Origin of the sequence: Wenjunlia vitaminophila DSM 41686 (assembly GCF_000380165.1) — a bacterium.
Classification (GTDB): domain Bacteria; phylum Actinomycetota; class Actinomycetes; order Streptomycetales; family Streptomycetaceae; genus Wenjunlia; species Wenjunlia vitaminophila.
This window is the reverse complement of record NZ_KB904672.1, coordinates 43778-57142: the sequence shown is the minus strand read 5'-3', so window position 1 is coordinate 57142 and position 13365 is coordinate 43778. Positions and strand designations below refer to the sequence as shown.

The following is a 13365-nucleotide window of genomic DNA, read 5'->3' as shown; positions in this document are numbered from 1 at the left end:
CCCCAGACCAACGGAAAGGTCGAACGCTTCCACCGCACCCTGCTCGACGAATGGGCCTACCACCGGCCCTACACCTCAGACCGCGAACGCCAGGCAGCGTTNCCCGACTGGCTGGACTGGTACAACTACCACCGACCCCACACCGGCATCGGCGGCCACCCACCAGCCAGCCGCGTCACCAACCTGCCCGAACAACACACCTAGCCGGGTGGGCACCCGGCCCCGGCCGCCGGAGGGCGTACCGGGGCTCACAGGGTGCCCAGGACCTCGGCCAGCGCGCGGTACGCCGCGAGCGCTTCCGGTGCCAGGCGGTCGGTGCCCAGTTCCCCGTCCCCCAGGGACCGGTCGTTCGGCAGGTGCAGCACCTGGTGGCCGCGTTGCCGCAGCCGGGTCTCCGCCGGCCACGTGCGGAGTCGGTCGAGACGGGTGGGCGGCTCCTTCACCGCGATCACGGCCCGGTCCGCCAGGTCCTGGTGGCCGGCTTCGGACAGCCACTTCAGCGCCAGGGTGGCGTGGTCGAGCCGGCGCCCGTCGTCACCCCGCACGACCACCAGCGCCCGGTTGGCGCTTGCGGGCACCGCGTCGTTGTGCCGCAGCTGCAGACCCCCGCCGGGGTCGAGCAGCAGCAACGGGTGGGACTCGGCGATCGTCGGGATCAGCGCGGCGAAGTCGGGATCGGCCAGCGGGTTCGTGGTCCTCGGCGCGTAGGACAGCACCCGCAGCCCGGACCGGTGCCGGGACAGCGACGCCCGGGCCGGGCCCAGGTCGAGCCGCTCGGCGCGCACCGGTCCCTCATGGGTGTAGCGCACCCGGTGGTCCAGCGCGTTCGGCGTGAGGGCCCCGTCGACCACCAGCACGCCCCCGCCGTGCTGCTCCGAGAGGAGCATGCCGAGCAGTGCGGTGGTGACGCCCAGGTCCGCGCCGTCGGAGAAGTCGATGACGGCGATCCTCCGGTGGGGCGCGGGGAACGCGGCACCGGTGGGGGTCTCCACCGGAAGGTCGTTCAGGACCAGGCGGAAGGCGTGGGCCACCCGGCGGGCCGTGGGGTGTTCGGCGGAGTCGTCCAGGACCTCCCGCACCGGCCCCGGCAGCTCCTGGAGCCCCCCTGCCTCGGCGGACATCCCCAGCACGTCTACCAGGACCCGCACGTCCGCGGCCTGACGGCTGCGGACCCACGAGTCGTCGGGGGCGCCTCCCGCGGCCAGCGTCACTCTCGACCAGCCCACGAGCTGGATGCGGTCCTCGGCCACCAGCACGGTGTCCGGGCTGAGCGTGCCGTGGACCATGCGGCCGAGGTGACACCGACCCAGGGTGCTCGCCAACTGCCAGCCGAAGGTGGCGAAGCCGCGGGGGGTCCACCGCCAGCCCGGCACCGCGTGCAGGGCGCGGAGGGTGGGGGCGGGCGCGCCCGACCTGGTGGCCAGCAGGTCCGTGGCCAGCCACGGCGGCCTGTCCCCCAGGTCCACCGAGACCAGCGTCGGAGCGTAACGACTACGCATCCAGCCCAGCGCTTGCGCCTCCCGCTGCAGTCCGCGCCGGAGCGCGCCCTCCGCGGCGAGACCGCCGGTCCGCGGAACCCGCACCAGGACCCGCTGCCCCTTGGGCTGCTCCGCGACGTAGGTCACGGTGCGCGGGCTGGAGTCGTTCTTCAGCAGCACCCGGAACGGGCCGATCGCCTGCCTGACGAGTACCGACTGCCAGGACGACAGGGCCGCGTCCAACTGCTGGGTGGTCGCCAACAGGCCCATGGCGGACTCGTCCGGCGGGGCGTCGTCGCCACCGTCCCCGTCCGCCGCCGACCCGGCGGGCTCCCGCATCCCCAGGTGGGCGAGGAGCCGGGCCTGGACCCACGCGAAGGGGCGGCCGTCGTCCGGCAGGAGGTCCGGCCCCCCGGGGTGGGCCAACCACGCGGGGAAGTCGGGCGAGCGCCCGACCAGCGCGGTCAGCTCCTCGGTGATCGTCTCCGTGCTGGCAAGGAGCTCGCCGGCGGGCACCGCGTCCAACAGCACCGCGCGGACCTGGTCGTCGAAGTCGAAACGCTGGAGCTGGGGGTGGAGCGGGTCCGCGCCGGCGGTGTTCGTCGGTGGCGCCCCGCGCCGCATCAGGCCGCCGAGGAACACCTCGGCCAGGTGCGCCGTCTCCGCCCGCCAGGGCACCGCCGTCTGCACCAGCCGCATCACCGGCACCGAGAGCGGGGCGACCGCGGCGAGGTGGGCGGCCAGCCGGTACGCCTGCGGGGACGCGGCGTCCCGGAACCGCAGCACCGGGTCCGCCAGGCCCCCGGCCGGGGTGGGGTCCGCAACGGGAGGCGGGTCCTGGGTCTCCGCCCAGGCAAGCAGCGGCAGGACGGCGCTGGCGCCGCGGGACGCGGTCAGCCGTGCCCAGGCGGCCAGCGCGGCGGGTTCGGGTTCGAGCACCGGGACGGGCACCCCGTCGAACGACGCCAGCTCGGGCGGCAGCACCGGGTCGGAGACCTGCCAGGTGTGGTTGGCCGCGGCCGGTTGGCGCACCACCACCTGCCACGGTTCGGCCGCGATGCCCGAGCCGGGCCACATCCGGCGGGGCAACGCGTGCACCACGGCGGTGGGCCCGCACCGGGCCCAGTGCTCGAGGACGGCGCGCATCCGCCCGTCCCGCCACATCGTGCCGACCCCGTCGCTGACCACCAGGACCAGGGTGCGCCCCGACGGGTCCGCGACGCACGCCGGGGCGAGCCGGGCGACGTCGCCGCTGAACGGCCGCCAGGACAGCCGCGGCCCGCCGGGGCCCCGGGTGCGCAGGCCGTGCACCCGCACGTTCCGGAACGCGCCGACGCGTTGCAGCAGGGCACGGAGCTCGACGCAGAGCCGCTGCCACAGCAGCATCGACACGCCGTCGTCGATCACCAGCGCCAGGTCGAGCCAGCGCTCGGGCGACGGGCGCAGCACCACGTCGGGCACCCCGGTGTCGGCCCAGGCGGCGGCTGTGGCCTCCTCGTCGAGTGGGCCCGCCGCGGTGCGCCCGCGGTTGCCGGTGCGCCGTTGCTTGAGCGGGCGCAGGGACCGGGCGAGCGGCAGTTCGGCGGCGAGTGCCTTGCGCTCCGGCACCCGCACGGCGATCGAGGCCCGTTCCGCCCCGCTCGCAGGGCCCTCGGTGGCGGCTGCGGGCTCGGTGGCGGAGGCGTGCAGGGCGGCCCTGTCGGGTCCGTCGTCGGGGGGCGGACCCGGAGGTCCGGTGGTCTCCGCGGTGTCGGTCGGGGAGCGGCCGTCGGGCACGGGAGACGGTACGGCGGTCCGGTCACCGCCGTCGGCGGTGACCGCGCGGCGCGACGCCGGGCCCTGTGGGAACCGGGTGGCCAACCACAGGGCGTCGAGCAGTTCGGTGCTGGACAGGTCCAGACCGCTCTCCCGCAGGACGCGCAGCAGCCGTGCGGGCATCGTCAGACCGCTCCACCGAGCCGGTGCAGGACCGCGTCGAGCAGGCCCTCGGCGTCCAGGTCCACCCCGCCCATCCGCAGGAACACCGCGTTGAGCAACTGGTCGGTGGCGAGTTCACCGGGGGCCCTGCGGTTCAGGAACGCCTGGATCAGCCCGTCAGCCCGGGCCAGCGCGTCCTCGCCGAGGTGGGCGGCGACGATGTCGCGGAGCTGGGCCTCGTCCGGGTCGGGCAGGTCGAGGCGGACGCAGCGGCGCAGGAACGCCGGGGGGAAGTCCCGTTCGCCGTTGCTGGTGATGACCACCACGGGGAACTCGCGGCAGCGCACCCGGCCGCGGTGCAGCTCCACCGTCCCTCCCGGGTCGTCGGTCAGCACCTCCACCCGGGCCTGCTCCTCGGGGAGCCGGGCCAGCTCGGGAATCTCGAACTCGCCCTCCTCGAACACGGTCAGCAGGTCGTTCGGCAGATCGACGTCGCCCTTGTCCAGCTCGTCCACGAGCAGCACCCGGGGCCGGTCGGCGGCGACCAGTGCGGTGCCCAGCGGGCCCAGGCGGACGAAGCTGCCGATGTCGGGTTCTGTGCCCTCCCGGTCAGGGCGGAGGTTCGCCTCGCGGAGCCGGCCGATCGCGTCGTACCGGTACAGCGCGTCCTGGAGGGCGGAGCGGCTGTTGACCGGCCAGCGCAGCACCCGCCCCAGGTCCAGCTCGTGCGCCACCGCCTGCGCGAGCGAGGACTTGCCGGTGCCGGGGTGGCCGGTGACCAGCAGCGGGCGGCGCAGGTGCAGCGCGGCGTTGACCACGTCGCTGTGCCGGGGCGAGATCAGGTAGGGGCGCGGTGCCGACGGTCGGCCCGGCTCCTCGTCGGTGAACGTGCGCCAGGGCGGCGCCTCGGGGAAGCCCACCCGTCGCACCGCGCCGTCCCCCCGGAACAGTCGCCAGTCGCCGTTGTCCGTGCCGGTCATCGTGCCCCTGCTCTCTCCTCGTGCCCAGCTTCTGATCGGCCCCCGGCCCCTCCGCCCCCGGTCCTCGCGCGCCCGGTGCGGGACACCGGCGGCCCGGTCCCCGTCGTCGCTCGCGCCGCCCGCGGACCCGGCCCGGTGGTCACGTCACCGTCCGGGGTCGGCGAGCCGCAGCTCGTGGGGGAGGGGACGGTCCGCGTCCTCCCACACCAGCGCCGGCCGGGCCGGGTGCTGCGCGGGGTCGGTGAACGCCTTGACCCGGAAGCACCGCACCCGTTCCGGCAGCCCCTCGAGGGACCCGGTGGGGGCCACCGCGTCCAGTCGGCAGGAGTGCTCCTCATCGGCTGCCTCCCGGTCCCACAGCACCACCGGAACCCCCAGTGCCAGACAGACCTCGAGCAGGCGGCTCCGCTGCTCCCGCGGCCCGTGCAGCACCACCCGCCCGCGGTCCCGCCAGGTGGTTCTCAGTTCCCCGGCCAACGCCCGGACGTTGTGGTGGTCGCCGCCCAGCACCAGGGGCGCGCCGTCGTGCCGCCGCGCCCAGCGGCGGCGCAGCTCGGACTCCCCGCCCCGGGCGCGTCGCCGCAGTTCAGGGCAGCGCAGCAGCACGTGGCAGTCCTCGCCGAGGGCCGCCGGGACGATGTCGTCGGGGTCGGCGTCCTCCCACTCGTCCACGGGCCAGTGCAGCCCCCCGCGGTCCACGACGAACTCCACCGTCGGCACCCGCTGGCTGTCGCCGGCCGCAGCCTCCACCGCGTCCCGGACCAGACCGGCCACCTCCGGTGCGGTGCGGGGGTGGTCGTCGCCGGTGGAGAGTCGTGCCGCGGAGTCGTCGTCCCGGCCCTGCCAGAGCGTGCAACGGTAGGTCCCCTCCGGGTCACCGGAGACCTGCTGCAGTCTGACGACGACCCGGGGGCGGCGCTCCGCGGCGGCCCGCTCGGCCCACTGGGCGGCGTCGGCCCGGCGCTCGAGGAGCGCGGAGTGGTGGACGCCGAGGCGGGCGGCGACCGCCGAGCACCAGTCCTGGAGCGCCGCGGCCTCCGCGCCGCCCCGTGCGGCGGCGAGGTACTCCACCACCCTGAGCAGCGCCGGGACCCGGGGACTGCCACTGGGCACCGGGGTGCTGTCCCCGGGGAACTGCTCCAGCGCGGCCACCGCGGCCGGCACCGCGTCGAAACCGAGGTGCGGGGCGCGCAACGGCCCCGGCAGGTCCAGGTAGGGCAGGGCGCCCCGCAGCGCCCGGGGCAGCAGCCCGGTGTCGGTCCCGGTGAGGAGCTCCAGCCGGTCGAGCAGCAGCCGGTGCTCGTCGTGGGAGAGCAGCCAGGCGGGGCCGAGTACCCGGCCGTGGGCGAGGAGCTGGTCCAGGGAGTGCCTGGCGTGCGGCGCGTCGACCGCGGGGGCCAGCAACCCGGTGAGCGTGGCCAGGGCCCGGGGCTCCCTGGCGAGGACCGCGGCGAGCTCCTCGAGCCCGGGCGCGGAACCGTCGTCGGGCGCCCTGAGGCCGCAGCGGGCGGCGACCTCCCTGGCCCGGTCGGCACGCACCGCCGGGTCGCCGAGCAGCACGGTCAGCGGGCCGAGCAGTTTGTGGCGGGCGGTGAGGTCCGCACCCGCCGGGGTGGTGCCGCGCGGGTCCTCGGAGGGCGCGTCGGGGCCGGCCGCGAGCAAGGGGCCGGCGCCGGCCGCCTCGAGTTGGGCGTGGACGCCCTGCCAGGGGATCGCCCAGCTCCGGCGCATCACGTGCTGGGGGTGGAACGCTCCCTGCGGGGGCGCCACCTGCCCGGCGACCAGGCCCACGGCCGCACCGAGTTCGGCGCACCACAGCGGCCCGCCGCTGTAGCCGTGGCCGACGGCGGCGCCGGAGAGTCGTCCGTCGACGTAGCCGACCAGGTCGTCGCAGGCGCCGACCTCTCCGTTGGCGTAGCTGAACTGCTGACCCGCGCCGTACCAGCTCCGCACCCGCAGGCCCTCGACCATCCGGCGCCAGGGCAGCGGCCGGACCGCGGCGGGCGGCTCCTCGTCGAGCTCGAGGAGGGCGAGGTCGCCGGCCCACTCCCGGGCCCCTTCCGGGACGGGCCCCCCGGTGCGGTCGCGTGGTGCCACCCACAGTGCCAGTCGCGCCGGGTGGCGGTCCGGGCCGGCGACCGGGAACGTGACCCCAAGGGTGACCTCGCCGGGGTGCCGGGACTCGAACGGCTGCTCGCCCAGCGCGACATTGACGACGTGGGCGCAGGTCAGAACGGTCCGCGGGGTCAGCAGTGCCCCGGCGCCCGCGGTGCCCCCGTTGGGGCCGGCAGCCGCGACGCCGACCAGGCCGGCCCGCCCCGTGTCGCCGTCCACACGGGCGCCGCGCTGGAACCAGCCCATGGTTCAGGCGCCCCCGCTGCCCGTGCGCGGGCCGGTCGGCGGCAGCTCCCAGGTCGCCGAGACGGTCAGGCTGGCCTGCCCGGACGCACCGACGATGCCCAGCTTGAGGTCCTGGCCGATCTGCACGCCGAACGTGACGTTGACCTGCTGCGGCCGGTTGGGGGTGGCCGCCACCGCGTCGTACACCTCCTGGAGCAGCGGACCCAGCGGGCGCAACACCACGCGCAGGCTGTCCGCCGCGACGGTGGTCACGGAGCGCCGTCCCACCGGCGACACCCCGCCGAAGCCGTCGGGCAGGTCGGCCCCGTCCGGCTGCTCGGGTCGGACGGGCGGGGAGAACGGGTCGGCGTTGTCGGTGTGCTCGGACGGAGTCAGTTCAAGGCGTACTGACGTGTCATTGGTGAGGCGGATCTCGGCGAAGTCTGGCACCTGCCCATTGTGCCGATCGGGTGATGGCCCGGACCACCTGTTCGGCTCGGCCGACGTGATGGCACATCAGTGTCGCCCGGCGGGGGAACACCCCCGATCCCGCCGCAACGCCCCCGACCCCGCCCAGCGGGCGGCGCTCCGCCGAGGTGCCCCCTCCGGCGTCCGGCCGCACACTGGACAGATGCCGGAGCTGCCCGAGGTGCAGGCCCTCGCCGAGTACCTCGACGACCGGGTCACGGGCCACACCGTGGCGCGACTCGAGGTGCTCTCGGTGGCGGTCCTCAAGACCTACGATCCGCCCCCGCCCGCGTTGCAGGGGCGTCGCGTCGTCCGGGTGACCAGGCACGGCAAGTTCCTCGACGTGGCGGCCGACCACGACGGGCTCCACCTGGTGCTGCACCTCGCCCGCGCCGGCTGGATCCAGTACCGGGACGCCTTCCCCGCCCCGACCGGGCCGCGTCGGGGCCGCGGGCCGTTGGCGCTGCGGCTGGTCCTGGACGACGAGTCCGGCTTCCAGCTCACCGAGCAGGGCACCACCAAGGGGGCGGCGGCGTACCTGGTGACCGATCCGGCGGAGGTCCCGGGCGTCGCCGGGCTGGGAGTGGACCCCCTGACCGACGTCCTCACCGCCGAGCACCTCGGCGAGCTCGCCGCGGGCAGCCGGCACCGCCTGAAGACGTTCCTGACCGACCAGCGGGTGCTGGCCGGGGTCGGCAACGCCTACTCGGACGAGATCCTGCACACGGCCCGGCTCTCCCCCTACCTGATGGCCTCCTCCCTCGATCCGGAGCGGCTGCACCGGCTGCACGCCGCGGTACGCGACGTGCTGGGAGCCGCCGTGGACCGCGCTCGCGGGGTGGCCGCGCGGAACCTCAAGGCGGAGAAGAAGACCGGCCTGCGGGTGCACGGCCGGGCCGGGGAGCCCTGTCCGGTGTGCGGGGACACCATCCGTTCCGTGGTGTTCGCGGACTCGTCCCTGGAGTACTGCCCCACCTGCCAGACCGGGGGCCGGCCGCTCGCCGACCGCAGGCTCTCGCGGCTGCTGAGGTGACCGCCGGCCGACGCCGGCGCCGGTCGGCCGCGGCCCCGACTTGGTCGGGGCCGTTGCGGGTACCCTTCCCGCATGACAGGTGCGACCGGATCCGAACGTCTGCCGGGGCGCTTGCGCCGGATGCTCGAGCGACTGGCCTCCTCCCGGGAGGAGCTCCAGGCGGAGGAGCTCCAGCAGGACGCGGCGGCGGCGGGCTGCACGCCCATCGCCACGTGCGGCGACCGGGAGATCGTCACCGTGACCGGGACGCTGCGCACGGTGACCCTGCGTCCCCGTGCCGGGGTGCCCGCGCTCGAGGCGGAGCTCTTCGACGGGTCCGCCGCCCTCGACGTGGTGTGGTTGGGCCGTCGTGCCATCGCCGGCATAGAGCCCGGTCGAAAACTGATCGCTTCCGGCCGGATCTCCATGAACCGGGGGCGCCCCGTGCTGTTCAACCCCAGGTACGAACTGCGTCCGGTCGGTCAGGAGTGAGCATGTCGAATGCACCGGAGGGTGCGGCGGACGCGGCGGCACGGCGAGCGGCGGAGGCCGCCAACCGGGAGGCCGCGGCCACCCTGGTGAACGCCTTCGGCGGGGTGCGCGGCATGATCGACACCACGCTGCCAGGGCTGGTCTTCGTCATCGTCTTCACCGTCACCCGGGACGTCAGCGCGTCCTCCTGGTCGGCGTTCGGGCTCGCCGCCCTGTTCGCGGTGGCCCGGCTGGCCCGCAGGGAAACGCTCCAGCACGCCCTCAGTGGCGTCTTCGGCGTGGCCCTGGGCGCCTTCATCGCCACCAAGTCCGGCAAGGCGGAGAACTTCTACCTCCCCGGTCTGCTGTACAGCGTGGGTTACGTCACCGCCCTGGCCGTCTCGGCGCTGGTCCGCTGGCCACTGGTCGGGGTGATGCTGGGTCCGATCCTCGGCGAGAACCTGAGCTGGAAGAAGAAGAACCCCGGCCGGTACCGGGCCTACCTCAGGGCCACCTGGGTGTGGGCCGGGCTGATGTCGATCAAGCCCGCGGTCCTCTTCCCGGTGTACTTCACCGACAACGTGACGCTGCTGGGCTGGCTGAAGGTCGCCCTCGGCATCCCCGTGTACCTGCTGGCCCTCTACGTCACCTGGCGCATCCTCGCCAAGGCCCCTCCACCGATCAAGGTCGTCGGGCCGGAGGACGAGGAGGACGGTGCCGACGGCTCCGTGGCGGGTTCCGCGGCCACCGCCGACCCGGGACCCGAGGCCCACGAGCAGTCACTGCCGGATGTGCGGGAACGCCCCGACGCACCCGCCGGCACCCCGGTCCGCCGCGGGACCAACCCCCCGGGGTGACCGACCGCCCGGCGCCGTGCCACCACCCGGCGTCGCCGTCGTCGGGTGTCGCCGTAGTCGAAGGGGAGGGGCCCGGACCGCGCCGCGCGGTCCGGGCCCCTCGTCCGTCGCGTCCCTACTCCTGGACGGCTTCCCGCCGTACGGACAGCAGGTCCTCCAACTGCTCCTCCCGGTCTTGTGCCGCCACGAACAGCAGCTCGTCGCCGGCTTCCAGGGAGTCGTCCTTGCTCGGGGTGAGCACCCGCCGCCCGCGGATGATGGTCACCAGCGAGGTGTCCTCCGGCCAGGTGACGTCCCCCACCCTGGTGCCGACCAGGGCGGCCTCCGGCGGCAGGGTCAGCTCCACCAGGTTGGCGTCGCCCTGGCTGAACCGCAGCAGCCGGACCAGGTCGCCGACGCTCACCGCCTCCTCGACCAGCGCGGACATCAGGCGCGGTGTGGACACGGCGACGTCCACCCCCCACGCCTCGGTGAACAGCCACTCGTTGGTGGGGTTGTTCACCCGGGCGACGACCCGGGGAACCCCGTACTCCGTCTTGGCGAGCAACGAGACCACCAGGTTGACCTTGTCGTCGCCGGTGGCCGCGATGACCACCTGGCAACGGTGCAGCGCGGCCTCGTCCAGTGAGGTGATCTCGCAGGCGTCGGCGAGCAGCCACTCGGCCTGCGGTACCCGCTCCACGGAGATGGCCTCGGGGCGTTTGTCGACGAGGAGCACCTCGTGACCGTTCTCCAGCAGCTCACCCGCGATGGACCGGCCCACCGCGCCGGCCCCGGCGATTGCCACCCTCATGTCAGTGCCCTCCCTCGGGACCCTTGGCGAAGACCGCCTCCACCTGGGCCACCTCGTTCGAGCGCAGCACCACGTGCACCAGGTCTCCCTCCTGGAGCACGGTGTCCGAGGTGGGCAGCACGGCCTCGCCCAGCCGTGTGAGGAACGCCACCCGCACCCCGGCCTCGGTCTGGAGCCGGTTCACCCGCTGCCCCACCCACGCGGACGAGGCGTGGACCTCGGCGAGTTGCACCCCGCCGGTGGGGTCCCGCCACAGCGGCTCGGAACCGGACGGCAGCAGACGCCGCAGCATCTGGTCGGCGGTCCAGCGCACGGTCGCCACCGTGGGGATGCCCAACCGCTGGTAGACCTCGGCCCGGCGCGGGTCGTAGATCCGTGCGGCCACGTTCTCCACGCCGAACATCTCCCGGGCCACCCGGGCAGCGATGATGTTGGAGTTGTCGCCGCTGCTGACCGCGGCGAACGCCCCCGCCTCCTCGATGCCCGCCTCCCGCAGGGTGTCCTGGTCGAATCCGACGCCGGTCACCCGCTGCCCGGCGAACCCGGAGCCGAGGCGGCGGAAGGCCGTCGGGTCCTGGTCGATCACCGCCACGGTGTGGCCCTGCTGCTCCAGGGTCTGCGCCAGAGCGGAACCCACTCTGCCGCAGCCCATGATGACGATGTGCACGACCGTCCTTCCGGCTGAGGTCCTGTCCGGCCCCGGCCCGGGACCGGCCCGGGGCTGACTGCGAAATCCCCCCCAAGGTTCTCAGACAGCCGCCCAAGGTACACATCGTGGGGCGGCTCCGGGAGGGCGCCCCTTGCTCCCGCACCACCCCGCCGGTCAATGGGTGGCGACTGTGCCTCGCACTCCCCAACGCATACGATCCTGCGCGTGTCCAAATTGACCGACGTGCCGAAACGAATCCTCATCGGCCGGGCGCTGCGCTCTGACCGCCTGGGTGAGACGCTCCTCCCCAAGCGGATCGCTCTCCCGGTCTTCGCCTCCGACCCGCTGTCGTCCGTGGCCTACGCGCCGGGTGAGGTCCTGCTCGTGCTGTCGGTCGCGGGCGTGTCCGCCTACCACTACAGCCCGTGGATCGCGGCCGCGGTCGTGGTGCTGATGTTCACGGTGGTGGCCTCGTACCGGCAGAACGTCCACGCCTACCCCAGCGGTGGCGGCGACTACGAGGTCGCGACCAAGAACCTGGGGGAGCGGGCCGGCCTGACCGTGGCCAGCGCCCTGCTGGTGGACTACGTGCTCACGGTCGCCGTGTCCGTCTCGTCGGGCGTGGAGAACCTCGGCTCCGCCGTCCCGTTCGTCGCGGACAACAAGACACTGGTGGCGCTGGGCATCATCGCCCTGCTGACCCTGATGAACCTGCGCGGCGTACGCGAGTCGGGGTCCATCTTCGCCATACCCACCTACGCCTACGTGGTCGGCGTGCTGGGCATGATCGTTTGGGGGCTGTTCCGCGCCGGGGTCCTCAACGACGAGATGCGGGCACCCACGGCGGACTTCGAGGTCCACGCGGAGCAGACCGGGCTCACCGGGTTCGCCCTGGTGTTCCTGCTGCTGCGCGCGTTCTCGTCCGGCTGCGCGGCGCTCACCGGCGTGGAGGCGATCAGCAACGGCGTCCCCGCGTTCCGCAAACCCAAGTCGAAGAACGCGGCCACCACGCTGGCGCTGATGGGTGGCATCGCGGTCACCATGTTCTGCGGGGTGGTCGGGCTGGCCCTGTACTCCGACGTGCGGATGGCGGAGAACCCGGAGAAGGACATCCTCATCGACGGGCACCCGGCGGGCGCCGACTACACCCAGGACCCGGTGATCGCCCAGGTGGCCGCGGCCGTCTTCGGTGACGGCTCCCTGGCCTTCCTGTACCTGGCCACCGTCACCGCACTGGTCCTCTTCCTCGCCGCCAACACCGCCTACAACGGCTTCCCGGTCCTGGGATCGATCCTCGCCCAGGACCGCTACCTGCCCCGCCAGCTCCACACCCGAGGCGACCGGCTGGCGTTCAGCAACGGCATCGTGCTGCTCGCCGTGTTCGCCGGACTCCTGGTCTACCTCTTCGGCGCCAACACCAACCGGCTGATCCAGCTCTACATCGTCGGGGTCTTCGTCGCGTTCACCATGAGCCAGACCGGGATGGTCCGGCACTGGAACCGGCTGCTGGCCACCGAGACCGACCCGGCGACGCGCCGGCGCATGTTCCGTTCCCGGGCGATCAACGGGTTCGGTGCGTGTTTCACCGGACTGGTGCTGGTCGTGGTGCTGCTCACCAAGTCCACCCACGGCGCGTGGATCTCCCTGGTCGCGATGGCCGCCTTCTACCTGCTGATGCGAGCCATCCGCAGGCACTACAACCGGGTGTCCGAGGAACTGTCCGCGCCGGACACCGCCGAGGCCGCCATCCTGCCGTCCCGCGTGCACTCCATCGTGCTCGTCTCCAAGCTGCACAAACCCACCCTGCGGGCCCTGGCCTACGCCAAGCTGTTCCGCTCCGACACCCTGGAGGCGCTCACCGTCAACGTGGACCCCCAGGAGACCAGGCAGCTCCAGCAGGAGTGGGACGAACGCGCCCTCGACGTCCCCCTGAAGATCCTGGACTCCCCCTACCGCGAGGTCACCGGCCCCGTGGTGGACTACGTCAAGGGCCTGCGCAGGTCCAGCCCGCGCGACGTGGTCTCCGTGTACATCCCGGAGTACGTCGTCGGCCACTGGTGGGAGCACATCCTGCACAACCAGAGCGCGTTGCGGCTCAAGGGAAGGCTGCTGTTCAAACCGGGAGTGATGGTCACCTCCGTGCCCTGGCAGCTGGAGTCCTCCGAGCGCCGCAGGCAGCCCAGGACCTGGAACGCCCCCGGCTCGGTGCGGCGCGGCGAGCCCCGGGCCGGTACCGGCAAGGAGCGGGGCCCCGACACGTCCTGACCCGTGCGGCGTCCGGTGCCCCGGCCCCGGAGCGGGCGTTGGCCGAGCCGCCCGCCCGGACGCCCTCCCGGCGGCACCCCCTAGACTGGAGAGCTGTCCCCCGACCGGCTCGTCCCACCCCGGTCCAGCCGCGGG

The 13365-nt window shown here is 74.0% G+C and carries 11 protein-coding genes; 5 read left to right on the top strand and 6 right to left on the bottom strand.

Translation table 11 applies throughout. The features are described from left to right. A partial coding sequence (locus tag A3IG_RS0115270) for an integrase core domain-containing protein (RefSeq protein WP_018384445.1) occupies window positions 1-204 on the top strand: 204 nt, incomplete at its 5' end. 44 nt (window positions 205-248) lie between these two features. On the opposite strand, the gene A3IG_RS29870 is transcribed toward A3IG_RS0115270, so the two are convergent. The 4 genes from A3IG_RS29870 to A3IG_RS29865 all read right to left on the bottom strand — a co-directional run bounded on the left by A3IG_RS29870 (window position 249) and on the right by A3IG_RS29865 (window position 7165). After that, window positions 249-3416 (bottom strand): SAV_2336 N-terminal domain-related protein, encoded by a 3168-nt coding sequence (locus tag A3IG_RS29870; protein WP_051087510.1) that lies wholly within the window; start codon window positions 3414-3416, stop codon window positions 249-251. Window positions 3417-3418: 2 nt separating this feature from the next. Then, window positions 3419-4375, bottom strand: coding sequence for an AAA family ATPase (locus A3IG_RS0115260; RefSeq protein ID WP_018384444.1), 957 nt, complete (start codon window positions 4373-4375; stop codon window positions 3419-3421). A gap of 144 nt (window positions 4376-4519) precedes the next feature. Next, window positions 4520-6736, bottom strand: a complete 2217-nt coding sequence (locus A3IG_RS0115255) for a VMAP-C domain-containing protein (RefSeq protein WP_018384443.1) — start codon at window positions 6734-6736, stop codon at window positions 4520-4522. A gap of 3 nt (window positions 6737-6739) precedes the next feature. After that, complete coding sequence (locus A3IG_RS29865; RefSeq protein ID WP_018384442.1) at window positions 6740-7165, bottom strand: CU044_2847 family protein; 426 nt, start codon at window positions 7163-7165, stop codon at window positions 6740-6742. Window positions 7166-7346: 181 nt separating this feature from the next. Here A3IG_RS29865 and A3IG_RS0115245 point away from each other — a divergent pair, with 181 nt between their 5' ends. The 3 genes from A3IG_RS0115245 (at window position 7347) to A3IG_RS0115235 (ending at window position 9523) form a co-directional block, all read left to right on the top strand. Beyond that, entirely contained in the window at window positions 7347-8216 is an 870-nt protein-coding gene (locus A3IG_RS0115245; protein WP_018384441.1) for an Fpg/Nei family DNA glycosylase, read from the top strand. Between the two features lie 72 nt (window positions 8217-8288). Next, window positions 8289-8687 carry an OB-fold nucleic acid binding domain-containing protein gene (locus tag A3IG_RS0115240; RefSeq protein WP_078500521.1) on the top strand — a complete coding sequence of 133 codons (399 nt, stop codon included), beginning with the start codon at window positions 8289-8291 and terminating at the stop codon, window positions 8685-8687. 2 nt (window positions 8688-8689) lie between these two features. Next, the gene (locus A3IG_RS0115235; RefSeq protein WP_018384439.1) at window positions 8690-9523 is read left to right on the top strand and encodes a DUF3159 domain-containing protein; all 834 of its coding nucleotides are present in this window, start codon (window positions 8690-8692) and stop codon (window positions 9521-9523) included. A 115-nt stretch (window positions 9524-9638) separates the two neighbouring features. Here A3IG_RS0115235 and A3IG_RS0115230 read toward each other — a convergent pair whose 3' ends face one another. Both A3IG_RS0115230 and A3IG_RS0115225 read right to left on the bottom strand, forming a co-directional pair. Further along, complete coding sequence (locus tag A3IG_RS0115230) at window positions 9639-10316, bottom strand: potassium channel family protein (protein ID WP_018384438.1); 678 nt, start codon at window positions 10314-10316, stop codon at window positions 9639-9641. Window position 10317: 1 nt separating this feature from the next. After that, entirely contained in the window at window positions 10318-10983 is a 666-nt protein-coding gene (locus A3IG_RS0115225) for a potassium channel family protein (protein ID WP_018384437.1), read from the bottom strand. 207 nt (window positions 10984-11190) lie between these two features. On the opposite strand from A3IG_RS0115225, the gene A3IG_RS0115220 reads away from it, so the two are divergent. After that, a complete protein-coding gene (locus A3IG_RS0115220) occupies window positions 11191-13230 on the top strand; it encodes an APC family permease (RefSeq protein ID WP_040911552.1) in 2040 nt (679 codons plus the stop codon). The last annotated feature ends 135 nt before the right edge of the window (window positions 13231-13365 follow it).

Coding starts and splice junctions, on each gene's coding strand:
- A3IG_RS29870 (WP_051087510.1), bottom strand. CDS start 3,416: ATGCCCGCACGGCTGCTGCGCGTCCTGCGGGAGAGCGGTCTGGACCTG.
- A3IG_RS0115260 (WP_018384444.1), bottom strand. CDS start 4,375: ATGACCGGCACGGACAACGGCGACTGGCGACTGTTCCGGGGGGACGGC.
- A3IG_RS0115255 (WP_018384443.1), bottom strand. CDS start 6,736: ATGGGCTGGTTCCAGCGCGGCGCCCGTGTGGACGGCGACACGGGGCGG.
- A3IG_RS0115245 (WP_018384441.1), top strand. CDS start 7,347: ATGCCGGAGCTGCCCGAGGTGCAGGCCCTCGCCGAGTACCTCGACGAC.
- A3IG_RS0115240 (WP_078500521.1), top strand. CDS start 8,289: ATGACAGGTGCGACCGGATCCGAACGTCTGCCGGGGCGCTTGCGCCGG.
- A3IG_RS0115235 (WP_018384439.1), top strand. CDS start 8,690: ATGTCGAATGCACCGGAGGGTGCGGCGGACGCGGCGGCACGGCGAGCG.
- A3IG_RS0115230 (WP_018384438.1), bottom strand. CDS start 10,316: ATGAGGGTGGCAATCGCCGGGGCCGGCGCGGTGGGCCGGTCCATCGCG.